We start from the raw sequence: 23,373 nt of genomic DNA, 5'->3' as shown, positions 1-23,373 counted from the left end.
ATAGCACATCCTCTTATTGATCCGACAGCGACGCCGGGCCGTCCCGTGGGACAGCCCGGCGTCGCCTACGGAATCAGCGGAGGTCGAACCGATCGTTGTTCGCCACCTTGACCCAGGCGGCGACGAAATCGTTCACGAACCGCTGTTCGGCGCCCTGCTGGGCGTACACCTCGGCCACCGCGCGCAGCACCGAGTGCGAGCCGAAGACGAGATCGTTGGCGGTAGCGGTCCACTTCGCCGCGCCGGAGCGGCGGTCGAAGCCCTCGTAGACGTTCTCGGCCGACTCCGACGCCTTCCACTCGGTGTTCTGATCGAGCAGGTTGACGAAGAAATCGGTGGTCAGAGTGCCCGGCCGCTCGGTGAAGACGCCGTGCGCGCTGCCGCCGAAGTTGGCGCCGAGCGCGCGCAGCCCGCCGATCAGCACCGTCAGCTCCGGCGCGGTGACGTCGAGCATGTACGCCCGGTCGAGCAGCAGACGTTCCAGCGGAGCCTTCTCACCGGCGCGCACATAGTTGCGGAAGCCGTCGGCCCGCGGTTCGAGCACCGCGAACGACTCCACATCGGTGTCCTCCTGCGTCGCGTCCGTGCGTCCCGGCGCGAACGGCACCGTGATGTCCTGGCCCGCGTCCTTGGCCGCCTTCTCGATCGCCGCCGATCCGGCGAGGATGATCAGGTCGGCCAGTGAGACCTGCTTGCCCCCGGCGGCCGAGTCGTTGAACTCCTGCTGGATCTGCTCCAGCACGGGCAGCACCTTCGCCAGTTCGGCCGGCTCGTTGACCTCCCAGTTCTTCTGGGGCTCGAGCCGGATCCGGGCACCGTTGGCGCCGCCGCGCTTGTCGGTGCTGCGGAAGCTGGCCGCCGACGCCCACGCCGTCTTCACCAGCTGCGGTACCGACAGGCCCGATTCGAGGACCTTGCTCTTCAGCGCCGCGATGTCCTGCTCGTCGATCAGCGTGTGCTCGACGGCGGGCACCGGGTCCTGCCACAGCTGCGGCTCGGGAACCCACGGACCCAGGTAGCGGCTGACCGGTCCCATATCGCGGTGCAGCAGCTTGTACCACGCCTTCGCGAACGCCTCGGACAGCTCCTCCGGGTGCTCCAGCCAGCGGCTGGTGATCTCCCGGTAGATCGGGTCCTCGCGCAGGGCCAGGTCGGTGGTCAGCATGGTGGGCGTCCGCGCGGGGCCGTCGAACGGGTCAGGGATGGTGCCCGCGCCCGCGCCGTCCTTGGGCTGCCACTGCCAGGCCCCGGCCGGGCTCTTGGTCAGCTCCCACTCGTAGCCGTACAGGTTTTGCAGGAAACCGTTGCCCCACTTGGTCGGGGTGGAGGTCCACACGACCTCGAGGCCGCTGGTGATGGCGTCGCGACCCTTGCCCGACCCGTAGCTGCTCTTCCAGCCCAGACCCTGCTGCTCGATCGGGGCGCCCTCGGGTTCGGCGCCCACCAGGTCGGCGTCGCCCGCGCCGTGGGTCTTGCCGAAGCTGTGCCCGCCGACGATCAGCGCCGCGGTCTCCTCGTCGTTCATCGCCATACGGCCGAAGGTCTCCCGGATGTCACGCGCCGCGGCCACCGGGTCCGGACGACCGTTCGGACCCTCCGGGTTCACGTAGATCAGACCCATCTGGACCGCGCCGAGCGGGCCCGACAGTTCGCGGTCACCGCTGTAGCGCTCGTCGCCGAGCCAGGTGTCCTCCGGGCCCCAGAAGATCTCTTCAGGTTCCCAGATGTCGGGTCGGCCGAAACCGAAACCGAAGGTCTGGAAGCCCATCGACTCGAGGGCCACGTTGCCGGCGAACACCAGCAGGTCGGCCCAGGAGATGCTGGTGCCGTACTTCTGCTTGACCGGCCACAGCAGGCGGCGGGCCTTGTCCAGGTTGGCGTTGTCGGGCCAGCTGTTCAGCGGCGCGAAACGCTGCGCGCCCTGGCCACCGCCACCGCGCCCGTCGGCGATGCGGTAGGTGCCCGCCGCGTGCCAGCTCATCCGGATGAACAGGCCGCCGTAGTTGCCGTAGTCGGCCGGCCACCAATCCTGCGAATCGGTGAGGACCGCCGCGACATCGGCCTTGAGCGCCTCGACGTCGAGCTTCGCGAATTCCTTCGCGTAGTCGAAGTCCGCGCCCAGCGGGTTCGACTTGGACGAGTGGGCGTGCAGCACCGAGACGTCGATCTGCTCCGGCCACCAGTCCTTGTTGGTGTGGGGGCGGTGGTCGGTCTTGGCGGTCGGGGACGGGATCGCCGGGTTCTCGCTCTCGCTGTTGCTTCCGGTCGCGGTGTCAGGAGCGGGCGGGCGGCTTTCTGATGTCACGTCATTCCTTCCTGAATGGGTGATGCGGGCTGCGAATCAAGGACGTTGTGATGCCGCGCAATCGGGGCACTGGCCCCAGTAGATGACTTCTGCTTCGTCGATCGAGTAACCACGGTCGTCGGACGCGGTCAGGCAGGGCGCGGCACCGACCGCGCAGTCGACGTCGGCGATCGCCCCGCACGACCGGCACACGACGTGATGGTGGTTGTCACCGACGCGCGCCTCGTACCGGGCCACCGACCCCGACGGCTGAATGCACCGCAGCAGACCCGCCGCGGTGAGCGTGCGCAGCGAGTCGTAGACCGCCTGGTGCGACACCGTGGACAGCTGGTCGCGCACGGCGCGGATGACGGAATCCGTATCGGTGTGCGGATTCCCGTGCACCGCCCGCAGCACCGCGATCCGCGGGGCGGTCACGCGCAGCGAAACCCCCCGCAGCATCTCCTGGAACTCCGTGGCCGTAGGCACCTTTGGAAGTGTCGTCCCCATTCTGGAACGAGTCAAGCATTTGATTCAGAACGATCGAACTTCCCGCGTCGGACCCGCGCTGCGCGGACTCGGCTACCAGGATTCGATCAAGGGCGCCTCGTGGTCGTGGCGTCGCCACTGCGCGGTGAGGCGGCCGAGCCGGGCGGGCGACGCCATACCGCACACGGCCGCGATCTTGTCGCCGCGCACCTCGAGGACGGCGATGCCGACGACGCGATCGTCGAGGACGGCGAGGACCGCCGGGGCACCGTTGATCACTCCGGTATGAATCGACGGAGATCCGCCGGCCAGTCGGCGCTTCGCCGGAGTCGGCTTGAACGCGGCCCGCACCGCGGCCGCGAACCGCTCCGGAACCGAGTACCGCAGCAACTTGTCGTTCAGCCCAGCGCCGTCGGAGACCGCGGTCGCGTCGGCGGTCAGCAGCGCCACCAGCCGCTCGGTCCGGCCCGAGGCGGCGGCATCGACGAACGCCGCCGCGATCCGATGCGCGGCGGCGCGATCCACCTGCGTCGTGTTGCGGGCGGCGGCGAGGTGGCGGCGGGCGCGATGCGCGTGCTGCTGGCTCGCGGACTCGGTGATGTCGAGAATCCGCGCGATCTCGGCGTGACCGTACGAAAAGGCTTCGCGCAGTACGTAAACCGCCCTTTCGACCGGCGACAGCCGCTCCATCAGCAGCAGCACCGCCAGGCTGACCGATTCGCGCTGCTCGACGGTGTCGGCCGGGCCCAGCATCGGATCGCCGTCGAGCAGCGGTTCGGGCATCCAGGCGCCGACAGCGCGTTCGCGCCGCACCTTGGCCGAACGGAGCTTGTCGACCGCCAGATTCGTGACGATCTTGGTCAGCCAGGCCTCCGGCGTCACGATGTGCTCGCGGTCGGCGGCCTGCCAGCGGAGGAACGCGTCCTGCACCGTGTCCTCGGCGTCGGCGGCCGAGCCGAGCAGGCGGTAGGCAATCGAGGCCAGCCGGTCCCGGCTGGCCTCGAAGCGCGCCACGGTGGCGGTGTCCATGGGCGCCACCTTAAGCGGCGACGGCCTTCGCCGAACGCTCCCGCGTCGGTGCCAGGCGGTGCTTGCGCCCCGGCATCCCGTAGGTCGGGCGGCTGATGCTCCAGGCGGCGGTCGTGAGGATCGCCGACTTGAAGCGGGCGGCCGTCCGGCCGAGCAGCGCCCAGGATTTCGACTGCGCGTCACCGTCGACCGCCTGGAAGATCCCGTCCCGGCGGCCGAGACTGATGTGGTTGCCGACGTAGGCCAGCGCGGTCGTCGAGATCTTGCGCCCCGTCAGATCGCCGATGATCGCCGAGGTCGCCTGCATGCCGGTGAATCCCGCCGAAGCGCACGACATCGGTAGCGGACGCCCGTTCTCCCCGATGACGAACACGCTGTCGCCGGCGACATAGACGTCCGGGTGCGAGACCGACCGCATCCACCGGTCGACCGTGATCCGGCCGTCCGGTTCCACCGCGAGCCCGCCCGCCGCGGCGATCGGATGGGCGGCGAACCCGGCCGCCCACACGGTCGCGTCGGCGGCATAGGTGGTGCCGTCCGCGACGACGACGCCGTGTTCGGTCACGCGGTCGACGGTGGCGTGCTCGTGTACCGCGATATCGAACCGGTCGAAGGCGCGCAGCAGGTGACGCCGCGCCCGCGGTCCCAGCCAGCCGCCGAGTTCGCCACTCGTCACGAGACTGACCCGCAAGCCGGGCCGGGATTCCGCGATCTCGGTGGCGGCCTCGATCGCGGTCAGGTTACCGCCGACGACCAGGACTTTCCCGTGCTCCCCCAGCTCGTCCAGCCGCGCCCGCAGGCGCAGTGCGGCCGGGCGGGCGGCGACCTGGAAGGCGTGCGCGTCCACCCCGGGAACGCCGTGTTCGGCGGCGGTGCTGCCGAGCGCGTAGACCAGGCTGTCGTACTCCAGACGCTCGACGCCCGCGTCGTCGGCGACCACGACTGCCCGGCGCTCCGCGTCGAGGTCGGTGACCCGTGCCACCCGCAGCCGAATCCCGGTGCCCGCGAAGACATCCGCCAGCGGACGGTGTCGAAGGTCCTGTCCCGCCGCGAGCTGATGCAGCCGCAGCCGCTCGACGAAATCGGGCTCGGCATTGACGACGGTGATCTCGAAGTCGTCGGCATGCAGCCGGCGCGCCAGATATCCCGCGACGTAGGCTCCGGCGTATCCGGCCCCGAGAACGATGATGCGATGCATGGTCCGCTCCTGTCTGTTGCGTTCGCACCCTGAACGAGACAGCCCCCGGTTTCCTGACAAGCTGTCCTATGGCGTGCATCACCCCGGGTGCCCTGTCAGAAATCGGAGACCAGGCCATGACGAGACCGGACGCAACGCCGGGACGCGGGCAGACACTCGCACTGTTTCTGATGCTGATTGCCGGACTGGTTGCGGGAGTGGTCGTTACGACGGTGGCCGCGATCGGGCTGTTCATGCATCGCACCGAAACAGTTCACACCTACCCGCAATCGCCGCCCGGCGGTTACGCCGCGGCGGTGAAACGAATCCACAGTCCGATGGACATCGACCGCTACGAAATCTGGCTGGGACCGTCGGCCGGCGATGATGTGCCGCGCGGCCACGTCGTGGCGATCCCGCTGGCCTGGAGCACCGAGCCGCGCATCGACTGGACCCCGGACACGGTCGTCCTGTCCTTCGAGCCCGGCGGAGAAATTCGCGTTCCCATGACGATGGTGCTGGACAAGCGGTAGGCCCGGTAAAGGGAGTCCGAACGGATGGATGGCCGAAACCCTCCCCGGCCTCACCCTTTCCCCCGCCGCATCATCAGCAAACCTGAGCCGAGACCTCTCGGCCCAGCTGAGCGCCTGGATGCTCCTGGAATCAGACCACCAACTCACAGCCGCCGGCCTCTGATCCTGCCGAGCAACTCAACGCCCCGGAAACTCGTTCTCCCACATAAAGCTCAGCTGCGCACCCAGTTCACAAATTCCGAGAGCCCCGGCAACCCGCCTGGATTCCGTTGTGCGAGCGCGCCATTGCGGAACCAGCCCCTCCGCGAGAGCATGCTCCACGGCAGCCCCCGCGGCCACGCGCGCCAGCCCATGCCCGCGCAGACCACGCGCCGTCAGCACCGACATGTGCGCGGTACCCCGCAGCCATATCCGATACCCAGCGGCCGATACGACCTCCCCGCCCGATCGCACGACGAACGCGGGCGAGGTGATCTCGTCCAACCCGCTTTCCTCCCGGTCCGCTTCTCCAGCGGACTCCAACAGCCCGGTCAACGCTGTCATCTCCTCCATCACCCGCTGCCCCCGCACCGGGCGGAACAACTCTCGATCGGTGTACGCAAGGGTGGCAGGACCGAGCGCCTCGGCCACCGGCAGCACGCTCCCGAGCCGCTCCGCGACAACGACATCCGCAACCGGAATACGTCGACAAGCGCGCCTGATCGACACCGATTTCTCCGACATCGCAATCCCCCTCAAAAACCGCATTCGCGACGAGCGCCACTGACGTAGAGCACGTCGCCCATACGCAAATCATCCGCCCCGAGCGCTGCAAGTCCGTTGGCGGCGAAGAGATCTCGGTTGCTGATGGTGTTCAGCGCCCAGCCGCGGTCGGCCAGGTAGGGGCCTGCTTCGTTGCGTTCACCGAAGTATCGCAGCCTCGCGTGGTCGATATCGAAACCGTGTGCGCGCCAACGTTCGGAGAGGCGATACAGGCCTTCCTTCGTCTCGGCCTCCTCGCCGGGCCGCGGATTCGGCCTGCTCTCGGTAGCCACCCGGCTTCCCGGCACGCTGAGTGCGGTGACGGTGTCCAGCAACCGATCCTGCGCCTCGGGCGGCAGATAACCCAGCAGCCCTTCGGCGCTCCAAGCGGCCTGCCGCTCCGGATCGAATCCGGCGCTCCGCAACGCGGCGGGCCAATCGTCGCGCAGATCGGCGGCGACCACCCTCCGATCGGCGGTGGGCACAGCACCCAACTCGGCCAGCGCGCGGGTCTTGAACTCGAGAACCTTCGGCTGATCGACCTCGAACACCACGACCCCGTCCGGCCAGGACAACCGATACGCGCGGGAATCCAGCCCCGAACCCAGGATCACCACCTGCGCGAGACCCGCATTCACCGCGTCCGAGAAGAACTCGTCATAGAACTTGGTACGCACCTTGGCCCCGTCGATCGCCACCTGCTCGACCAGATCGTCGGGCTCCACTTCGCCGGTCGCGAACCGGGTGAGGAAATCGATGCCGACCGCCCGCACGAGCGGCTCGGCGAACGGATCATGAATGAGCCTCGGATCCGTACGACTCGCTATCGCCCGCGCCGCCGCGGCCATGGTGGCGGTCGCACCGACACCGGATGCCGGATCCCAAGAATCCCCGTCGTGTCTGGTAGGAGTCACGCTCGGACCATAGCCAACACCACTGCCCGCCTGGCTAAAGTGAGAGCGATGACAGCCCGTTCGTCTCACCCTCCGCGTTCGGACGCCCGAGACAATCGCGCCCGCATTCTCGACGCGGCCCGCACGGTCTTCATCACCGCTGGCCTGGACGTACCGATCAGGGAAATAGCCCACCGCGCCGAGGTCGGCCCCGCCACCGTCTACCGCCACTTCCCGACCAAACAGATGCTGGCCACCGAGGCGTTCACCGCCGAACTGCGCACCTGGCAATCCGTCATGGAGAAAGGTCTCGCCGATCCCGACCCCTGGCACGGCTTCTGCCGAACAGTCGAAAACCTTTGTGCCCTGCGAGCATCCGACCACGCCTTCACCGCGGCATTCAAATCCACCTACCCCCGCGCAATGAACTTCAGCGCAACACGCGCCTCCTCACTGACCTCCGCAGCCGAACTGATCCGCCGCGCCAGGACCACCGGCCACCTACGCCCCGACGTAGTGCCGAACGATCTAGCTCTCATGCTCATGGCCACCGACGGCCTCCGCCCAAGCTCACCGTCAGCTTCCCAACGCTTCGCCACCCACATCATCCGAGCGTTCCGAGCCGGTGCTCACCCATCCCCATCCGAAGGCTCTCTCCGGGCAAGCGCCCCGAGGTAGTCGGTGAACCGCGATGTCGGCCGGATCGCGATGCCGTCGTCACTCGGACGGGTGGTGGCGGCCAAGTCCAGAGTTCCGTTGTGCCACCAATACACCCACGGGTTGATCGGCCACGGATCCTGCGCGGCATGCGACGCAGCCAGGTGCGCGAGCACCGTGACCGACCGAATCACCTCCAGGCCTGCGACCGGGTAGGCGTACATGGATTCCTTGGCCGGCAAGATCAGCACCGCCCCGTGTGGGCCGGTCACCGGGTACGCGCCGAGCCAGCGGGCATGCGCGGTCAGATATTCCGGGCCCGTGAGCAACGCGATCGGTGCAAGCCCCTCGGCAAGGTCCACGTCGAATCGAGTGCGGTGAATGTCGACACCGCCATCGGCGTACACGTTTCGATCGGCGAGGGCGAAAAGCTCCCATTCACCGATCGCCCAGTGCGCCAGCATGTCGTACGTGACGGGTCTGACGGTATGGACCCGGTCGATCACCACGCGCTGGATCAGCCCGGGCGCGACGACCCGTCGCACCTCGTTCCCGAGCCCGCCGGCGGTGGAGTACAAGCGGGTCCGGATCAGATGACGCATCACACCGAAATCGGTGTAGTCGAGCGGACTGTCACGATCCAGCGCCTGCTCGACCTCCTCTGTGTCGAGGACGTCGGCAACCAGCACCGGCCATTCCTCCGCGTCGAGCGGCGCGACCTGCCGCCGCAGGTTATCCAGGAACCACACGAAAGTGGTTGGTCCCGAAAGCCGCATCGCGTTCCGCGCAATCAGTCGGCAGGTGTATCCGCGGTGCCGCGCGACCGACTCCACCACCGCCACCAGCGGATCCTCGTTTGTCCCCGACATGTCGATCCCCCGATCTCCACCGCCCGCCGGCACGAACTCATCCATGCCCGTCGCGTCATTATGGCCCGGGGCACCGACACATTCCGGCGCGAAGTTGTCGGCTGACATCCCAACTCCAGCCTTTCTCACCCGGGGACGCGGCGGCCGCCTGGTGTGCGACATGCGGGCGCGATATCCGTATTCGGGGCAACGGACCATCCGGTCCCCGCCGATCAGCCACGCATGGGATGCCCGCGGCTGCTCGGCAGATCTTCCCCCTAGGCGTGCGGAGTCGCGACCCGGCGCACGGGGTCGCGACTCCGTGCGCCGGGCCGCGGGGATCGTCGCCGGGCGGCTCGCGGGGGCCGCGATGTTCAGCGCTACCAAGGCGTGACGCGCATGCGCAGGCGGTCCGGGGTGAGGGCGGCGGAGGGCTTCGGCGAGGTGGGTAGCACGGGATCGAGCCGGAACCGAGCGGCGATCGTCGCGGCGACCGTGGTGATCTCCAGCATCGCGAGGCCCTCACCGATGCAGTTCTGCGACCCCGCACCGAACGCCAGGAACGCGGTTCTGGAAACCTCGGCGCGACGATCGGGCAGCCAGCGGTCCGGGTCGAAGACGTCCGGATCCGGAAAATGATCCGGATGTCGCTGCAGCGCATAGGGACTGAACAACACGTGTGCGCCCGCGGGGAGACGATACCCACCGAGTTCGACCGCAACGCGGGTCTGCCGGGACACCAGCCACGGCGGCGGATACAGCCGCAACGTCTCCCGCGCGACCCGCTGCGCGTAATCGACCGAGCCACCGCATGATTCATCGTGCAGCCGCTGCGCGACCGCCGGATGTGCCGAAACGGCGTGCCACAACCAGGCCATCGCATTGCCGGTCGTCTCGGTGCCCGCGAACAGCAGATTCACCATCTCGTCGCAGACCTCGTCATCGGTCGGGCCCGCTCCGGTATCCGGATGCCGCGCGGCCAGCAGCAGCGACAACAAGTCGCCGTTGTCGACACCCGCGGACCGATAGTGGGCGACCAGGTCGGCGACGACCTGCCGCAGCCGCCGATTCGCGGCGGTGAACCGGCGATTCGCGGGCAGCGGCAGGCGTTCGAGAACCGGCGCGGAGACCAGCACCCGCCACGCCACACCGCGCAGGACGGTGGGTAGGTCACGGCGAATCACCGTGATCGCCTGCGTGTTCGGAGCCGCCGAGCACAGCGCCCTGGCCACCACGGTGAGAGCCAGCTCCCGCATAGCGTCGTCGATCGCGAGCACCGCGCCCGCGCGCCAACCGTCGATCAACTCCAGCGTGGACTCGCGGATGAGGTCGGCATAGCGGGCGAGATGACCGTGGTGGAATGCCGGTTGCAGCAGTCGACGCCGCTCGCGATGGCGGCGGCCGTCGGTTGTCGACAGCGAATTACCCAGCAGCGCAGCAAGTTTCTGGTAGTGCAGACCCTTGGTGAACCGGGCGGCATCGGCGACCAGCACGCGCCGGACCAGTCTGGGATCGGTGACCAGATACGCCGAGACCGGCCCCAGCCGCAGATGCACGACCGGCCCGGTGTCGGTGAGCGACCGGAGGAACGGCAGCGGCCGGCGTAGTAGCACCGGCGCGTGTCCCAGTACCGGAAACCGCTGCGGCGCAGAGGGTATCGAGGTCGGCACGTCAGATCGCATAGTCGCCGGCCAAGGTGTCGTAGCGGTGGGAATACAGGTGCTCGTGGAAGTCGACGAAGCGCCGCGCCAACTCGATGCCGCGCCGATCCCGCAGTCGCCGTTCGAGTTCGGCGAACTGCTGTTCCAGCTCTCGGCGCAGCCGGGCGTAGCGGCGAGCGAAGTAGTCGAGGTCGTCGATCAGGATTCGAAACCCTTCCGCGGCGTCCTCGGCGGTATGCAGCGCACTCAGACAGATGTTGAACTCGTTGTGCGCCAGGTCCTTCCGGAATCGGTTGAGGGGCGGTTCGTCGGCGGCACGGGCGAGAATCTGCAGCGTGCTCGCCCCGGCGTTCCGGTCGTGTCGCCGCCGCACCGAGGCGAACAGGTCGGCGCGCTCGGTGCAGGTCATGTGCAGTAATGCCGTGCCGATGTCGTTCTGCAGTCGCACCAGAACCGCGGCCGTCTCGAAAGACGCCATCAGCGAGCCGTCCCGCAAAGCCGCGAGGTAGCCGCGGTCGGTGCCCGACATCTCACCGAACACGGTCGCGAAATAGCCGAGCGTCGCGGTGACGAGAATGGCCTTGCTCCCGGTGCCGAGCAGTTCGGCCCTGGTGCGGTCGAGGTGACGGACAGTCCGATCGACGGCCGTGTACCGCTCGATCGTGGCCGTCCGCACCGCCCGTTCGCCCGCCGTGTCCGCGATGGCCGCGAGGACATCGCGCCCGGAGACCAGATTGGCCACGAGCCCGCACCACACGCTGTACTCGAGCGCGGCCGGGGCATCGGCGAGTCCGCGATCGGCGCGGTAGCGGTCGGTGATCTTGCGCTGATGCTCCGCGGTCAAACTCTGCTCGAAGCCGGAGATCCGGTCGCAGCGGGCGCGCAGCGGCGCCAGCAGTTCCGTAACCGGCCGCGACGACGGGTGTCGCAGATCGTCGGTGGCGACGGTGTCGAAGTCCAGCAGGAGGTCACGCACTTCCGGCCGCGCGCCGGGGACGGCGAGCCCGATACCGAGATTGTCGGAAACGACCTCGAAGATCTGGTACAGGTTCACCGGGACGGCATGCCGCAGCAGTATCGGCCATTCGGCGGCGTCCGACAGCCCCGCCAGCAATTCCGCCGTGAGATTTCCCAGCTGCGTCAAGGCGATGATCCGGGTGAACAGATCGCGATCCGGATTCTTCGCCGACAGCGCCCATGCGAAGAACTCGCGATATTCCGGATCGGGCAGGAATCGGTCCAGCCGCGCCAGCAATGCCTGCCGCGTCACGTCCACGGCCTCGCCGCGCTGCGCGGAACTACTTCTCATTACAGAACCCTGCCATCGCGTGAACGGAGGTCAGGACTATAACCAGGGAAGACGCACGTGACAAGCGGTGGACAACGGTCGTGATACATACCTACGAAGCGGGCGCCTCTAAGCATTCTTAGGTACCCATAGGTAATTCCGGAATCATTCTCGGCCAACGCAGTCCGAGCCATTGACCGGCCTCCGCGCGGCGGCGTACATTTGCCCGCGTTCGGACGTGGTCAAGCGTCCGGAAATACATCGCAAAGATGAGGGTTCGCGATGGTTATCAAAGAAACACCTGTCGGCGTTACCGCTGCGCATACCGCGCCTTCCGATACCGGGCGACGGCCTTCCGGCAATCCGGCAATACACACGGTCGCCGTGATCGGCTGCGGGTTGATCGGCACCTCGGTGGCCTTGGCATTGCGTCGGCGCGGGGTGATTGTCCACCTGAACGACATCGATCCCACCCAGGCCGTCGCGGCCGCGAACCTGGGTGCGGGAGTTCCGGGGCCGCCACCCGCTCCCGTCGACCTGACGGTGATCGCGGTGCCGCCCGGCAGCACCGCGGCCGTACTCGCCGATTGCCAGGCCAAGGGCCTGTCGCGGATCTACACCGACGTGGCCGGCGTCAAATGCGCTCCGGCGCGAGAGGCGGAGTGGCTCGGCTGCGACCTCGCCACCTACGTGGGCGGGCATCCCATGGCCGGCGGCGAGCGGTCGGGTCCCGCGGCGGCCTCCGCCGGACTCTTCGACGACCGAGTGTGGGTCCTCACCCCGGACAGTCGGACCCGGCCCGACGCACTACGAGCGGTCGAGGAACTGCTCACCCGCCTCGGCGCCCGCCCGGTCGTCATGCCATCGCCCGACCATGACCGCGCGGTTGCCCGCACATCCCATGTGCCACACCTGATTTCGGCGCTACTCGCCGCCCGCCTCGCGGACACGAACGAGTCGGTACTCACCCTGTGCGGCGCCGGCATCCGCGACACCACCCGAATAGCCGCCGGCAACCCCCACCTGTGGACCGAGATCCTGCGCGCCAACGCCGACGAAATCACCACAGTCCTAACAGAATTCGCCACCGACCTCCACACCGCCACCCAAGCCCTACACGACGACCCCACCCCCCTGACCGCTCTACTGGCCCGCGGCAACGCAGGCCGAGCGGCCCTCACAACACCCCCACAGTCGAAATCCCCAGCCATCTCGCCGCCGACCACACCCCGGACAGCATCCGGCGTCCTACGGCGGCTCGTCGCCGCGGTGTCGCGATGACGCTCGATATCCGCGGACCGGCGGCCGTGCTGGGTGGGCGGATCGAATTGCCGCGCGAGACGGTGCTGTTGTCGACGGCCGTGGGGCCGTGCCTGTTCGGCACCGCGTTCCTGGTCACGGCATACCTGCCGGGCACACCCGGGTGGAATGCGATCTATCGGGTGCTGCCCGCGGGGGTATTGCTGCTCGCGCTGCGCCCGGCCCGGCCGCACGGCGTGTGGTGGCTGCGCTCGATGTTGCTGGGCGCCTTGAACTTCGGTGGTTTCTTCGCCTTACAGGCACTGGCCGCGCACCGCCTGCCCGGCGGCGTGGTCGCGACGGTCTCCGCGGCCCAATGCCTGGTGGTGCCGGTGCTGTTGACCGCGCTCGGCCAGCGCGTCGGCAGCCGCGATTTCTGGGTACCCCCGATCGGACTGGCCGGCATCGCACTGCTGGTCTTCGAGGGCGAGACGGCGTTCGACGCGCTGGGCCTCGGCGCCGCGGCCGGACTGGCGGTGCTCTCGGCCACCGGCATGGTGCTGACGCGTCGCTGGGGCGCGCCGCCCGGCGTGCACCCACTCAGCGCCACGGCATGGCAGATGATCGCGGGCAGCCTCCTGCTACTACCGATCGCCACCCTGATCGACGGAACGCCACCACCATTGAGCCTCGGCCAGCTGAGCGCGACGATCTGGCTCTCGGTAGGCGCTACGGCCCTGGCGTTCGCGCTGTTCTTCGGCGGGCTCTACCGCGGCGTCCCCGCGACGACGGCATCCCGGCTGATGCTGCTGGGCCCCGTCGTCGCCACCACCCTCGGCTGGACCATCGCTCACGAAAGCCTGCGCCCCGCCCAACTGGCCGGAATCTTCCTGGTCCTCACCGCACAACTGATCGGCCTGCCCCGCCCCGCCGAACCAGCCACCCGCAGACCGAAGGCAACCGTTATCGGAAGTCCGGAAGGAACCGCCCCGATGGGCGCCTCCTGAAATCGAACAAGGGCCCATAGTCACGCAGCCCACCAACAGCGAATCGCCGCCGGACGTAATGTCCGGCGGCGATCACGCTGGGAAGCCGACGTCCAACAAGCGCCTCTCGGCGAGTGGTCGCTCGAAGCGACAAATGGGGTGCGGCCCGGGGCTGTCCGGACGCCGACAAGTTCTTCAACGGCGGTACCGTCCCGACAATTCCACCGAACCTTGTGACTCACCTCATCCTCGAGGTGCGGGAGAGCGCACTCAGGCGATCGCTTCGTAGGCGGCAGCACGGAAGTCGCTGTGTACCTGCGGGAGTCCCGGCGAGTCGAACAGCCGTTGGGTCAGCACGAGCACCGTGAGGTCGTGCCGAGGATCGGCAATCCACGAGGTACCGAAGCCGCCGTCCCAGCCGTACGCGCCGCTGTCGGCGACCGACACGCCATATCCCCAGGAATTGCCGGTGAAGAAGTCCGGCAGCAGACCGCCGTACGACCGTTGCTCCGGAGTCAATTGGCCGGTGGTCATGGCACGAACCGACGCGCCGGACAGCACCGGCGCGCCGCCGCGCAACAGCATGCGGGAGAAGGCGAGCATGTCGTCGGCCGTCGACACCAGCCCCGCCGCGCCGTCGCCGAAGGCCGGCGGCCGAGACCACGCCCCGTCGGGTGGATCGGCCACGTCGAGTCCCTGCGCCGTAGCCCGGTAGGCCGTGGCCAAGCGGCTGGTGTCCTGCGCCCAGAACCCGGTGTCGCGCATACCGAGCGGCTCGAACACCCGGTGCCGCAGGACGTCGGCGAAGGATTCCCGCTCGGCCCGGGCCAGCAGCACACCCAGGATCGAGGAGCCCGTGCTGTACAGCCACCGCTCCCCCGGCGGGGACATCAGCGGCAGTCGCCCCAGAGCGGCGATCCAGGTGTCGGGGTCGGGCTGCACGCCGGGATCGGGCGGGCCGAGTGTCGCCAGGTGCGCGTCCTCCGCCGCGGAGACGATCGGCCACGGCGACGCGGCGGTCATCATTTCCCCGGCCGCGCCGAACCCGCAGGTGAAGGTGAGCAGGTCACGAACGGTCACCGGCCGATGCGCGGGCACGGTGTCGCCGAGCGGCCCGTCCATTCTGCGCAGCACCCGCCGGTCCCGCAGTTCCGGCAGCAGGCGGTCGACCGGTTCGGTCAGATCGAACAGTCCGGCCTCGACGGCGGCGAGGGCAGCGACCGCGGTGATCGGTTTGGACATCGAGGTGATCCGGAACAGCGAATCTCGCTGCACCGCAGAACCTTCCAACGACAAGGCACCCGCCGTCTCGACATGAACCTCGTCGCCACGAGCAACCAGTGCGACCAGGCCCGGCACCAGATCCGGGCCGATGTGACGGCGAGCGACGTCGCGCAGACCATCCAGCCGCAGCCGCGAGTCGCCGTGATCGGTCACCGCGCACCCCGCGGCCGCGAGTCCGGCAAGACCGATGCTCCGCAATGCCCGCCGACGAGACAAATGCGCCCGCGAGGATGATGCCATCGACTGCTCCTGCGCTCCGCGACTCTCATCGCCCCGCGACGTCCGCGGCGAGCGTATAAGTATGCTCCACCGCCCCGTCCTCCAGCGCCCGGGTCGATTCCAGGCGCAGATACTGCGGCGGACTGCCGGCCGGTGTCAGCCGCATGCCCTCGCCGAGCAGGATCGGCAGCAGCACGACACCGAAGCTGTCCAGGGCGTGGATGCGACGGAACGCCTCGATGGTCTGCTGCCCGCCGACCAGATGGACGTCACCGTCGAAGTCCGCCTCGCGCATCAGTTCCAGCAGCTTCTCCGGTGTCGGCGCGGAGACCACGTCCTCGGGCGATCCGGGCGGCAGCGGGCGAGTCGTCAGCACGAACACCCGCAGCCCGGGCCACGGCCAGTGCGGCGCGCCCACCGCGGGCTCGAAAGTGTTGCGGCCCATGACCACCGCACCACACCCGGCGATGAATTCCGGCAGTCCGTGCGATCGCCCGGGTTCGAAGGTCGGCATCGACAACACCGCCGGAAGACCGTCGGGCGAGGTGATGAAGCCGTCGAGGCTGACACCGATGTGGGTCTTGATCTTCATATCCGCTCCTGGATACTCGAATGGAATCCGCCCTCAGCCTCGTCCCAGCGTCGTGCCTGATCAACGGCAGAATAAGCACACCAGCCATTAGCGGGACTTATCAATACCGGCTGCCTAGTATTCGTCCATGGAGTTGCGCGAGGCGGAGATCTTCCTGGTGCTGGCCGAGGAACTGCACTTCGGACGCACCGCGCAGCGGTTGTTTCTCACCCAGCCCCGAGTCAGCCAGACCATCCGCGCGCTCGAGGACCGCATCGGAGCCAAGCTGTTCGACCGCAGCAGCCGCAGCGTCCGCCTCACCGCGCTCGGCGAGCGACTGCGGGACGAGTTGCGCCCCGCGCACGACCAGTTCCGCCGAGCGATCGCCACGGTCACCGAACTCGCCCGCGGCGTCAGCGGCGAACTGCGCGTCTGCGTCGCCAGCTACGCGATGGCGGGCCGGTCGTTCACCGCGATCGTGCGGGAATTCCACACCAGATACCCCGACTGCCGACTCACCGTGACCGAAGAATTCCCCGGAGAATTCACCCGCCTCCGCACCGGCACCTACCACCTCATGTGCCACCGTTTACCCATCACCGACCCCGACCTGACCATCGGCCCGATCCTGAGCCGCGAGCCGAGCATCCTGCTCGTGCAGGCCGGACAGACGCTCGCGCAACGCGGTTACGCGACACTGGAAGACCTCGGCGACTACGCGGTCATCCCTCGCGGCGATATCCCGAAAGCCTTGTACGACACCTACTTTCCCACCGCCACCCCCGCCGGACGCCCCATCCGCCGCGGCTCCCCGATCGCGACCACAACGGACATCCTCCACCGCATCGCAAGCGGCGAGGTAGTCCACCCCACCTCAGCATCCTTCATCGATTACTACCACCACCCCGACGTGACACACGTTCCGCTGCAAGGCAATCCGCCGGTGGAGGGGGCGCTGGTCTGGGTCACTGCCATGGAGAACGCGGCGATTCGGGCTTTCGCGGAGGTTGCGGGGGAAGTGGTCGAACCGGCCCCCGCGAGTGAGTGATTCGGACCCGCAGTCACGACGGGAAATGAATCACCTGACGGGAGAAGAGCGTGTCCACGTTCGAGAGGTAGTTCGCCGCGGCGACCACCCCGATCCGGGTGTCCAGGTCCGCGGGCCCGTACTCGTCGCGGCACATCGTGCGCAGGGTGCCACCCGAGACGGCACGGCGCCGGTTGAGGCCCGGCTGGACGAGCACCTGCCCGGGAGCCGGTTCGGTCCCCACAGGTAGCCGGTTCGCCAGCGCGATCACCAGCGCGAGGTGTTCGTCCCCGTACCAGCGGCCGGCGAGGACAGCGAGAAGCTCACCCTCCACCACCGTGTGATGCCCGACATCACCCAACTCCGGCATGAGCAACCACGCACCCTGCTGAATCTCCCGCTGCGCCACACCGTTGACGACTTCCCAGGTCAGCTGGACATCAACGTCCTCGGTCCCGTAATACCGCCGAGTGATCTCCTTGCGCGCCGCGGTGGAGTCGGGACCACCGACCAGGTGCCGCCGGGTGATGTACGGAAGCAACAACTGCTGCCCGACATCGATCCGATCCGGATCCGCAAGATGATTCTGCCGCGCGATCGCGGGGAACAGCCGGCTGTCACCGTACTCGCGCTCCGCGATCCCGGAGAGCGTGTCACCCGCCCGAACTTCATACTTCTTCATGTCTTCCGCCTTTTCGAACGCCGGGATTCGTTGCGGCACATACGCACTCATCAACAGCCGACGGGCATCTCACGTGCCGCACCCGCACTACCGATCCTCGTCCCTACCGCCCCGGCGGTCGCGGGTAGACCACTACTCGTTTCCGATACCGCACAGCGACAACCCGGGCTTGCGATTCGCGACGGCGTTGATCAGCGAATCCTGACGACGCCCAGACAACCGTGATGTCGCATCGGGAATGGGCATCGCTATCGTGAATGACAAGGTCACCATTCAGTCGCGGCTGGACCGACGCTGCCGCGTCGACTCGCGAACCGGGAAGAACGGCGTCGAATCATGGCAGAAGACCTGACCGTGACCCGGATGCTGGTGATACCCGCGTCCGAGTTGCGTGAGCGGTTCTCGCGGTCGTCCGGGCCGGGAGGGCAGCACGTCAACACCACCGACAGCCGGGTAGAGCTGTCGTTCGACCTCGCACACTCACCGTCGGTGCCGCAGTGGCTGCGCACCCGGATGCTCGACCGCCTGGCCACCCGCCTGGTCAACGGAGTTCTCACGGTCACCGCATCGGAGCAGCGCGCACAGCTACAGAACCGCGCGGCCGCTCGCGAACGCCTGGCCTCGCTACTACGCGACGCCGCTGCCGCCCCACCACCTGTGCGCCGCGCCACCAAGCCCTCGCGCGGGGCGAAGGAACGTCGTATCTCCGCGAAGAAGCGGCGCGGCGTCACCAAACGCAACCGGCGCGTCTCCCCCGACGACTAGCGACAACAGCGCCACAGGTCGGCGTATCGGCGGCACAATCATTGTCGAAGAACGCGCGCCCCCTAGGCACGCGTCCGCATCCTCTCGTCGCCGACCGCAGCCTGAGCATTGGCACACGCCTTTCGAGTGTGCCAGGCACGAACAGCGCTACATGCGACACGTGCGGAAACCCTGAGCCGCAACACCTCTCGCCCAGCGGCTAGTTCCCAGACATCGACCGACCCGGCCTCAGGTCGGGCGTGTCCGAGTCGAGGAAGTCCAGCAGTAGAGCAGTGACTTCGGCCGGGCTGTCGACGTGGGCGAAGTGGGATGAGTGGTCCAACTGGTGGAGTTGCGCAGCGGGGATGAGCGCGGCCAGTTTCGGTCCGGTGGCGGGCGGCACCATCGGGTCCTGCCGAGAGTAGATGAGCTGCAACGGCATCGGGAACGGCTGCCGCGCATTCCGGCGCCGGTCGAGTTCGGTGGCGAAATCGGCGAACCCGCGCGGCGACATCACGTCTCGTAGGTAGCTGACGAAGGTTCTAATGCCCTCGACGGAGTCCAGCGGTGCGCCGTACTCGCGGGCCTCCTCGAGCGATTTGAGCGTGTCGTCGTAGTAGTGCACGATCCGGTGCGCCCATCGCACGGTGTCACGCCGGACCCACCACCCGAAAGCCGTTGCCGCACCGGGAAGTAACAACGCTGCATGCAGTGCGTGCATCCGTGCGACCGGGAATGTCGGGGCGTGGATATTGACCAGCCGGGAGAACGCGCCGGGGTCGGCGAGGGCGTGACGCATGACCAGATACCCGCCGAGGGAATTGCCGGCGGCAGCGCAGCCGCGCAACCCGAGTGCCGTTTGGAATTCGCCGATCCATGCCGCCATCGCCGGAGCCGAAAGCCGCACGCCCGGTTGGCTACTGCGGCCATTGCCCGGCAGGTCGGGGACGATCAGGCGGAAGTGTGCGCCGAGACCATCGAGCACGTACCGCCACGAATAGCTGGTGGTCATCAAGCCATGAATCAGCAGAAGCGGTGTCCCACTGCCGTATTCGCGGTAATGCACCCGGATCCGTCCCAGCGATGCCGAGTCCATCTCCAGGTCGTGTGGCGTCGACGCGAAGTAGGGATGCGGCCGCGCCGGCAACTCCGGCAGTCGAGCGAACTGCTGCTGCTGGAACGGACGCAACGTTCGTGATGACGCCTGGCCGACGGTCATGAGCTTCCTCCCCGATTCCGAGTTCTTGCAACGCTTGCATGAACCCTCGGGCGGTACGCTACGCACCGACCGAACTTATTGCAACGATTACAAGAGGCGGACCGATTGTGGATCCTCGGAAGCAGCGCACGATCGACGCGCTCCTGCAGGCCGCGGGTGAGGTTTTCAGTGACCGCCCGGCAGACGAGGTGACCGTGGACGAGATCGCCGATCGCGCGGGGGTGGCGGTCGGCTCGATCTACAACCACTTCGGATCCAAGGCCGGCCTGCACGCCGCGGTGGTCGAGCGCGTACTCGACGCCGACCGCCGTTTCATGGACCTCGCCTTCACCGCGGATCGAAGCCCCGCCGAACAGATTTATGCCGTAGCCGAGCAGTACTTGCAGTTCTATCTGCAGTACCCCGAGTACTTCCGCATGCTGGCCTTCCCAGCCGATCCGGGCCGATACTCGGCCGGACGCGAGCTCTCCGACCGCCTGGCGCGAAACATCAAGCGACAGAACGACCGCCTGGCCGAAGCCCTCCGCGCCGGGATCGACGCAGGCATCGCCCGCCCCGTCGATCCATCGAACGTCGCCGCGATCCTCCTGGCCACCTGGAACGGCATCATCAGCCTCAACTGGCGCCCTGACCAACTCCGCAGGTCGGAAGCCGAATTACGAGACCTACTCGAATCCGCCGCCGACGTCATCGCCAATGGGCTCTTGCAAGACCGAAACAGCCGTACCTGACCACGCAGAACGTGGCTAGTAGGGGCGATAGTCGGCCGCACTCAGCGGCATGTGCGCAGCGGGATCGTTTGTCCCCCAACGACTGAACCCCAGCCTCCACAAGCAGAGGGGGCTCGAACCCCGGTGTGTAAGGCGAGTGGGGACTTCTGCGGGTCCGGGTGGTGGTGGTCCGTCCGATCGGGCCTCGTTCGTCCGAGTCCTTGCCTGTTCTTGGCCATCTCAAACTAGCTGGTGGCTTGTTCGGCGAGCCTCAGGTACCGATACCTCGGCAGGCAAGCGGCACCGGGCGCGAGGCATACGCTCCCCCAAACCACCGATGGCCGCCTCCACGCAATCCTTCCCTGACACAACGGTGTTGGGACAGCGCAACGCTCATCACAGCCGCGCACCGTCGGGATGAACGGACATGCGGTCGTCCGGAAGTAGCGACCGAGCCGCTTATCCGTTACGGAGTCTTCCGCGGGCATCGTTCAACTGCTGCATCAGTCTGGTATCCCCGGTCTTCACGTCCGGATGCAGGCAACGTGACATGGCCTTGAACACAGCATCGATTCGGGACTCCCCGACAGCGGTGAACAGCTGTTCGGCCCAACTCCCCGACGCCGGCGGGGCACTGGCCTTGGCTGCAACTTCTTTCAATTTCCGCAGCGTCTCCTCGTGCTCTTCCTGGAGTTGCAACTTCTCCTCATGCATCCGCTTGGCAGCCTCGGCCATCGCCTCGAATTTGCGTCGCCAGTGGTCGACGCTCTCGCGTTCGTTAGGTTCCCGCTTCGCCTGGCCACGCTCGCCGACGACGGTAACCGGCACACTGCGGCGGTCGAATTCATCATGCAGTTCCGCGATGCCGCCGACGATGCGCCATTCGACAGCGTCGTTGTTCCGCTGGCGTCTGTCGCTGGGAATGATCGACTTGAGCACCCTGAGTAGTTCCGGATCACGCCTACCGAAGGCGACCGCCCAGTACTGTCCCCTGGATGTGATGGTAACGGTAGTCCTCACTGGTTGCAGTTCCTCGTCATGGATTCCCCCATACAGTTTCGGCCGGAACGTGTGGCATCGAGCGGATCGGCGACGTGCGAATCATGTTCGCACACAATCCCTTCCATTCGCCCCGGACGGAGCAGACGCGAGTTTAGCTCTACCGTCGCCGCACGATCCAGCGGGTGACCGGGCTCAACTCGCGATAGGCTCGCCGTGCCTGTTATCGGTGAAGGGGGTTGGGGAGTGATCGATCCACGTCAAGTGTCGATACTGATTCATGATCGAGGGAGCGGGGTCTTCGTGAACCGCACGAAGGACATCGCAGGACTACAACAGGGGACAACAGGAGTGCGCGTCACTTTCAAACGCGGTGGCCTCTTCGAGTACGGGTGGGATCGCGTGCTTACGCTGAACAATCCCCATGCCGTATCGCTCGGCCCTCAGATGAGAATCCTGGTGGATTGAGGTTCACCCCGGGTTGTGGACACCGAGTTGACAGGATCACTGATCCTGTTGAAAGGATGTCTGCATGCCTCCTCGTAAGCGCCGGTCGTTCACGGCCGAGTACAAGGTCGAGGCTGCGCATCGTGTGATCGATTCCGGTCGCACGGTCGCCGAAGTTGCCCGGGAACTGGGCATTCACGAGAGTCTGCTGGGGACGTGGGTCAAAGACGAGCGGCGCAGGATCGCTGCCGCCGAGATTCATGGTGAAAAACCCCTCGATGCGGCGGAGCGAGCCGAGTTGCAGCGACTGCGAAGGCAGGTCGCTGACCAGGACAAAGACATCGCGTTCCTGAAAAAAGCGTCGGCGTACTTTGCCGCGATGCAGACGAACCGGCCCGGTTCGATCTGATGGCCGAGTACGCCGGCCCCGACACTGTCACCGGCGTTGCTGGTACTGATCAGCCTGCAGGGCACCGGTTTTCGATTCGCCGCATGGCACGACTGCTGCAGGTGTCGAAGTCGGGCTACTACGCGTATGTGAAGCGCAGGGCGGCAACGGTTCTCACCGACCGGCAGCAGCGGCGTGCGGATCTGGAAACGAAGATCGCCACGGTGCATCGCGAATCGCACGGCACCTACGGATCACCGCGTATCACCGGTGAGCTACGCGATCAGGGCGAACGGGTCTCAGCCAAGACCGTCGCCAAGATCATGGCCTCCGCCGGGCTCGAAGGGATCAGTCCCCGAACGTTCAAAGTGCGCACCACCGTGGCCGATCCGGCGGCGTCGTTCCCGCCGGATCTGGTGAAGCGCTGCTTCGACCAGGGCCGCCCCGACGCTGTCTGGACGACCGATATCACCTACCTGACCTGTGGTCACGGGGATCTGTTCCTCTGCGCTATCCGTGACGGCCACACCCGCAAGGTGCTCGGCTACAGCCTGGCCGATCATATCGGCGCCGATATGGTCACCGAAGCCATCGATGCCGCGGTCGCGGTGCGCGGCGGCCGAGCCCAGGGCACGATCCTGCACTCGGATCGCGGCGGGGAGTTCACCGCGCATCTGACCGCGCAAGCCTGCCGGCGGCACGGGCTGCGCCGGTCGATGGGAGCGACCGGAATATGCTGGGACAACAGCCCTTCCGAATCGCTGTGGTCAAGTTTCAAACACGAGCACTACTACCGGCACACCTACGCGACGAAGACCGAACTCGTTGTCTCGGTTGACAAGTGGATGAACTACTACAACACTACCCGGCGGCACTCCGCGATCGGGAACCAAAGCCCCGACAACTACGAGCGTTCACTTCGAACCGCTGCCGCCTGAAAATCTGTAAGCCCCTGTCCACCATCCGGGGTGAACCTCAGATGGCCAACTGTGGGAGAACGCGCGCGAGGCTTACTACTTCGCCGGGCCAGAGCTGGGATGGTGGCACATCTTCTATGGCGATGACGGGAAGTATTCCGTGCGGCCCGCGGAGTCTGTCGAGGTCATACCGAACGCGGCCGGCGAACCACGTGCAGCGCAGGTGCTGGCGCACTGGAGTGCTGTGGCGAGCCTCCTTCCTGAGAGCGCCCGATCACTGCGAGAGGCGTACGGACAGTCGATATTTGTTCACCCAGAGAGCGCGCTGTACCGGTATCTCC

At 67.2% G+C, this 23,373-nt stretch carries 23 protein-coding genes; 9 read left to right on the top strand and 14 right to left on the bottom strand.

The window, feature by feature from the left end; all coding sequences use genetic code 11:
- Positions 1-73: 73 nt before the first annotated feature.
- The 4 genes from katG to ACFMRZ_RS32990 form a co-directional block, all read right to left on the bottom strand.
- On the bottom strand, positions 74-2,305 hold the full coding sequence (katG, locus tag ACFMRZ_RS33005; protein ID WP_400182128.1) for a catalase/peroxidase HPI: 2,232 nt from the start codon (positions 2,303-2,305) through the stop codon (positions 74-76).
- Positions 2,306-2,341: 36 nt separating this feature from the next.
- A complete protein-coding gene (locus ACFMRZ_RS33000) occupies positions 2,342-2,746 on the bottom strand; it encodes a Fur family transcriptional regulator (RefSeq protein WP_280274555.1) in 405 nt (134 codons plus the stop codon).
- Between the two features lie 120 nt (positions 2,747-2,866).
- A complete protein-coding gene (locus ACFMRZ_RS32995; RefSeq protein WP_400182127.1) occupies positions 2,867-3,802 on the bottom strand; it encodes a sigma-70 family RNA polymerase sigma factor in 936 nt (311 codons plus the stop codon).
- Positions 3,803-3,812: 10 nt separating this feature from the next.
- Positions 3,813-5,000, bottom strand: coding sequence for an NAD(P)/FAD-dependent oxidoreductase (locus tag ACFMRZ_RS32990; protein ID WP_400182125.1), 1,188 nt, complete (start codon positions 4,998-5,000; stop codon positions 3,813-3,815).
- Between the two features lie 116 nt (positions 5,001-5,116).
- Here ACFMRZ_RS32990 and ACFMRZ_RS32985 point away from each other — a divergent pair, with 116 nt between their 5' ends.
- Positions 5,117-5,512 (top strand): hypothetical protein, encoded by a 396-nt coding sequence (locus ACFMRZ_RS32985; protein ID WP_400182124.1) that lies wholly within the window; start codon positions 5,117-5,119, stop codon positions 5,510-5,512.
- A gap of 177 nt (positions 5,513-5,689) precedes the next feature.
- Here the strand turns inward: ACFMRZ_RS32985 and ACFMRZ_RS32980 are convergent, their stop codons facing one another.
- Positions 5,690-6,142 carry a GNAT family N-acetyltransferase gene (locus ACFMRZ_RS32980; RefSeq protein ID WP_400182123.1) on the bottom strand — a complete coding sequence of 151 codons (453 nt, stop codon included), beginning with the start codon at positions 6,140-6,142 and terminating at the stop codon, positions 5,690-5,692.
- 104 nt (positions 6,143-6,246) lie between these two features.
- Complete coding sequence (locus ACFMRZ_RS32975) at positions 6,247-7,167, bottom strand: class I SAM-dependent methyltransferase (protein WP_400182122.1); 921 nt, start codon at positions 7,165-7,167, stop codon at positions 6,247-6,249.
- On the opposite strand from ACFMRZ_RS32975, the gene ACFMRZ_RS32970 reads away from it, so the two are divergent.
- Entirely contained in the window at positions 7,048-7,824 is a 777-nt protein-coding gene (locus ACFMRZ_RS32970; RefSeq protein WP_400182121.1) for a TetR/AcrR family transcriptional regulator, read from the top strand. The genes ACFMRZ_RS32975 and ACFMRZ_RS32970 overlap by 120 nt on opposite strands.
- Here the strand turns inward: ACFMRZ_RS32970 and ACFMRZ_RS32965 are convergent.
- The 3 genes from ACFMRZ_RS32965 to ACFMRZ_RS32955 all read right to left on the bottom strand — a co-directional run bounded on the left by ACFMRZ_RS32965 (position 7,776) and on the right by ACFMRZ_RS32955 (position 11,621).
- Positions 7,776-8,780 (bottom strand): hypothetical protein, encoded by a 1,005-nt coding sequence (locus tag ACFMRZ_RS32965; RefSeq protein ID WP_400182120.1) that lies wholly within the window; start codon positions 8,778-8,780, stop codon positions 7,776-7,778. The genes ACFMRZ_RS32970 and ACFMRZ_RS32965 overlap by 49 nt on opposite strands.
- A gap of 251 nt (positions 8,781-9,031) precedes the next feature.
- A complete protein-coding gene (locus ACFMRZ_RS32960; protein ID WP_400182119.1) occupies positions 9,032-10,321 on the bottom strand; it encodes a cytochrome P450 in 1,290 nt (429 codons plus the stop codon).
- Between the two features lies 1 nt (position 10,322).
- Entirely contained in the window at positions 10,323-11,621 is a 1,299-nt protein-coding gene (locus ACFMRZ_RS32955) for a hypothetical protein (RefSeq protein WP_400182118.1), read from the bottom strand.
- 261 nt (positions 11,622-11,882) lie between these two features.
- Here ACFMRZ_RS32955 and ACFMRZ_RS32950 point away from each other — a divergent pair, with 261 nt between their 5' ends.
- Positions 11,883-12,881 (top strand): prephenate dehydrogenase, encoded by a 999-nt coding sequence (locus ACFMRZ_RS32950; RefSeq protein ID WP_400182116.1) that lies wholly within the window; start codon positions 11,883-11,885, stop codon positions 12,879-12,881.
- Positions 12,878-13,846, top strand: a complete 969-nt coding sequence (locus ACFMRZ_RS32945) for an EamA family transporter (protein ID WP_400182115.1) — start codon at positions 12,878-12,880, stop codon at positions 13,844-13,846. Before ACFMRZ_RS32950 ends, ACFMRZ_RS32945 begins: the two co-directional genes overlap by 4 nt.
- Positions 13,847-14,095: 249 nt before the next feature.
- Here ACFMRZ_RS32945 and ACFMRZ_RS32940 read toward each other — a convergent pair whose 3' ends face one another.
- Entirely contained in the window at positions 14,096-15,349 is a 1,254-nt protein-coding gene (locus tag ACFMRZ_RS32940; protein ID WP_400182114.1) for a serine hydrolase domain-containing protein, read from the bottom strand.
- A gap of 25 nt (positions 15,350-15,374) precedes the next feature.
- A complete protein-coding gene (locus ACFMRZ_RS32935; RefSeq protein ID WP_400182113.1) occupies positions 15,375-15,920 on the bottom strand; it encodes a dihydrofolate reductase family protein in 546 nt (181 codons plus the stop codon).
- A gap of 127 nt (positions 15,921-16,047) precedes the next feature.
- Between ACFMRZ_RS32935 and ACFMRZ_RS32930 the strand changes: the two genes are divergently transcribed.
- Positions 16,048-16,947: a LysR family transcriptional regulator gene (locus ACFMRZ_RS32930; RefSeq protein ID WP_400182112.1), complete on the top strand. Its 900-nt coding sequence runs from the start codon at positions 16,048-16,050 to the stop codon at positions 16,945-16,947.
- 13 nt (positions 16,948-16,960) lie between these two features.
- Here the strand turns inward: ACFMRZ_RS32930 and ACFMRZ_RS32925 are convergent, their stop codons facing one another.
- Positions 16,961-17,608 (bottom strand): LysM peptidoglycan-binding domain-containing protein, encoded by a 648-nt coding sequence (locus ACFMRZ_RS32925; protein ID WP_400182111.1) that lies wholly within the window; start codon positions 17,606-17,608, stop codon positions 16,961-16,963.
- 336 nt (positions 17,609-17,944) lie between these two features.
- Between ACFMRZ_RS32925 and arfB the strand changes: the two genes are divergently transcribed.
- Complete coding sequence (arfB, locus tag ACFMRZ_RS32920; protein ID WP_280271875.1) at positions 17,945-18,373, top strand: alternative ribosome rescue aminoacyl-tRNA hydrolase ArfB; 429 nt, start codon at positions 17,945-17,947, stop codon at positions 18,371-18,373.
- A 199-nt stretch (positions 18,374-18,572) separates the two neighbouring features.
- Here the strand turns inward: arfB and ACFMRZ_RS32915 are convergent, their stop codons facing one another.
- Complete coding sequence (locus ACFMRZ_RS32915) at positions 18,573-19,571, bottom strand: alpha/beta fold hydrolase (RefSeq protein ID WP_400182110.1); 999 nt, start codon at positions 19,569-19,571, stop codon at positions 18,573-18,575.
- 107 nt (positions 19,572-19,678) lie between these two features.
- Here ACFMRZ_RS32915 and ACFMRZ_RS32910 point away from each other — a divergent pair, with 107 nt between their 5' ends.
- Positions 19,679-20,302 carry a TetR/AcrR family transcriptional regulator gene (locus tag ACFMRZ_RS32910; RefSeq protein ID WP_400183027.1) on the top strand — a complete coding sequence of 208 codons (624 nt, stop codon included), beginning with the start codon at positions 19,679-19,681 and terminating at the stop codon, positions 20,300-20,302.
- A 438-nt stretch (positions 20,303-20,740) separates the two neighbouring features.
- Here ACFMRZ_RS32910 and ACFMRZ_RS32905 read toward each other — a convergent pair whose 3' ends face one another.
- Positions 20,741-21,220 (bottom strand): hypothetical protein, encoded by a 480-nt coding sequence (locus tag ACFMRZ_RS32905; RefSeq protein ID WP_400182109.1) that lies wholly within the window; start codon positions 21,218-21,220, stop codon positions 20,741-20,743.
- A gap of 592 nt (positions 21,221-21,812) precedes the next feature.
- On the opposite strand from ACFMRZ_RS32905, the gene ACFMRZ_RS32900 reads away from it, so the two are divergent.
- Both ACFMRZ_RS32900 and ACFMRZ_RS32895 read left to right on the top strand, forming a co-directional pair.
- Entirely contained in the window at positions 21,813-22,136 is a 324-nt protein-coding gene (locus ACFMRZ_RS32900; RefSeq protein WP_280330709.1) for a transposase, read from the top strand.
- Positions 22,136-23,053: an IS3 family transposase gene (locus tag ACFMRZ_RS32895; protein ID WP_400177742.1), complete on the top strand. Its 918-nt coding sequence runs from the start codon at positions 22,136-22,138 to the stop codon at positions 23,051-23,053. Before ACFMRZ_RS32900 ends, ACFMRZ_RS32895 begins: the two co-directional genes overlap by 1 nt.
- The last annotated feature ends 320 nt before the right edge of the window (positions 23,054-23,373 follow it).

Source organism: Nocardia sp. N2S4-5, assembly GCF_044628355.1.
Lineage (GTDB): Bacteria > Actinomycetota > Actinomycetes > Mycobacteriales > Mycobacteriaceae > Nocardia > Nocardia wallacei_B.
The sequence above is the reverse complement of the archived record's forward strand: the minus strand, read 5'-3'. Positions and strand labels throughout refer to the sequence as shown.

Bases quoted from the DNA above. Each gene is read 5' to 3' on its own strand.
- ACFMRZ_RS32925 (WP_400182111.1), bottom strand. From the start codon at position 17,608: ATGAAGAAGTATGAAGTTCGGGCGGGTGACACGCTCTCCGGGATCGCG.
- ACFMRZ_RS32895 (WP_400177742.1), top strand. From the start codon at position 22,136: ATGGCCGAGTACGCCGGCCCCGACACTGTCACCGGCGTTGCTGGTACT.
- ACFMRZ_RS32915 (WP_400182110.1), bottom strand. From the start codon at position 19,571: ATGACCGTCGGCCAGGCGTCATCACGAACGTTGCGTCCGTTCCAGCAG.
- ACFMRZ_RS32945 (WP_400182115.1), top strand. From the start codon at position 12,878: ATGACGCTCGATATCCGCGGACCGGCGGCCGTGCTGGGTGGGCGGATC.
- ACFMRZ_RS33000 (WP_280274555.1), bottom strand. From the start codon at position 2,746: ATGCTGCGGGGGGTTTCGCTGCGCGTGACCGCCCCGCGGATCGCGGTG.
- ACFMRZ_RS32950 (WP_400182116.1), top strand. From the start codon at position 11,883: ATGGTTATCAAAGAAACACCTGTCGGCGTTACCGCTGCGCATACCGCG.
- ACFMRZ_RS32940 (WP_400182114.1), bottom strand. From the start codon at position 15,349: ATGGCATCATCCTCGCGGGCGCATTTGTCTCGTCGGCGGGCATTGCGG.
- arfB (WP_280271875.1), top strand. From the start codon at position 17,945: ATGGCAGAAGACCTGACCGTGACCCGGATGCTGGTGATACCCGCGTCC.
- ACFMRZ_RS32995 (WP_400182127.1), bottom strand. From the start codon at position 3,802: ATGGACACCGCCACCGTGGCGCGCTTCGAGGCCAGCCGGGACCGGCTG.
- ACFMRZ_RS32955 (WP_400182118.1), bottom strand. From the start codon at position 11,621: ATGAGAAGTAGTTCCGCGCAGCGCGGCGAGGCCGTGGACGTGACGCGG.
- ACFMRZ_RS32930 (WP_400182112.1), top strand. From the start codon at position 16,048: ATGGAGTTGCGCGAGGCGGAGATCTTCCTGGTGCTGGCCGAGGAACTG.
- ACFMRZ_RS32965 (WP_400182120.1), bottom strand. From the start codon at position 8,780: ATGTCAGCCGACAACTTCGCGCCGGAATGTGTCGGTGCCCCGGGCCAT.
- ACFMRZ_RS32970 (WP_400182121.1), top strand. From the start codon at position 7,048: ATGAATGAGCCTCGGATCCGTACGACTCGCTATCGCCCGCGCCGCCGC.
- ACFMRZ_RS32900 (WP_280330709.1), top strand. From the start codon at position 21,813: ATGCCTCCTCGTAAGCGCCGGTCGTTCACGGCCGAGTACAAGGTCGAG.
- ACFMRZ_RS32935 (WP_400182113.1), bottom strand. From the start codon at position 15,920: ATGAAGATCAAGACCCACATCGGTGTCAGCCTCGACGGCTTCATCACC.
- ACFMRZ_RS32990 (WP_400182125.1), bottom strand. From the start codon at position 5,000: ATGCATCGCATCATCGTTCTCGGGGCCGGATACGCCGGAGCCTACGTC.
- ACFMRZ_RS32985 (WP_400182124.1), top strand. From the start codon at position 5,117: ATGACGAGACCGGACGCAACGCCGGGACGCGGGCAGACACTCGCACTG.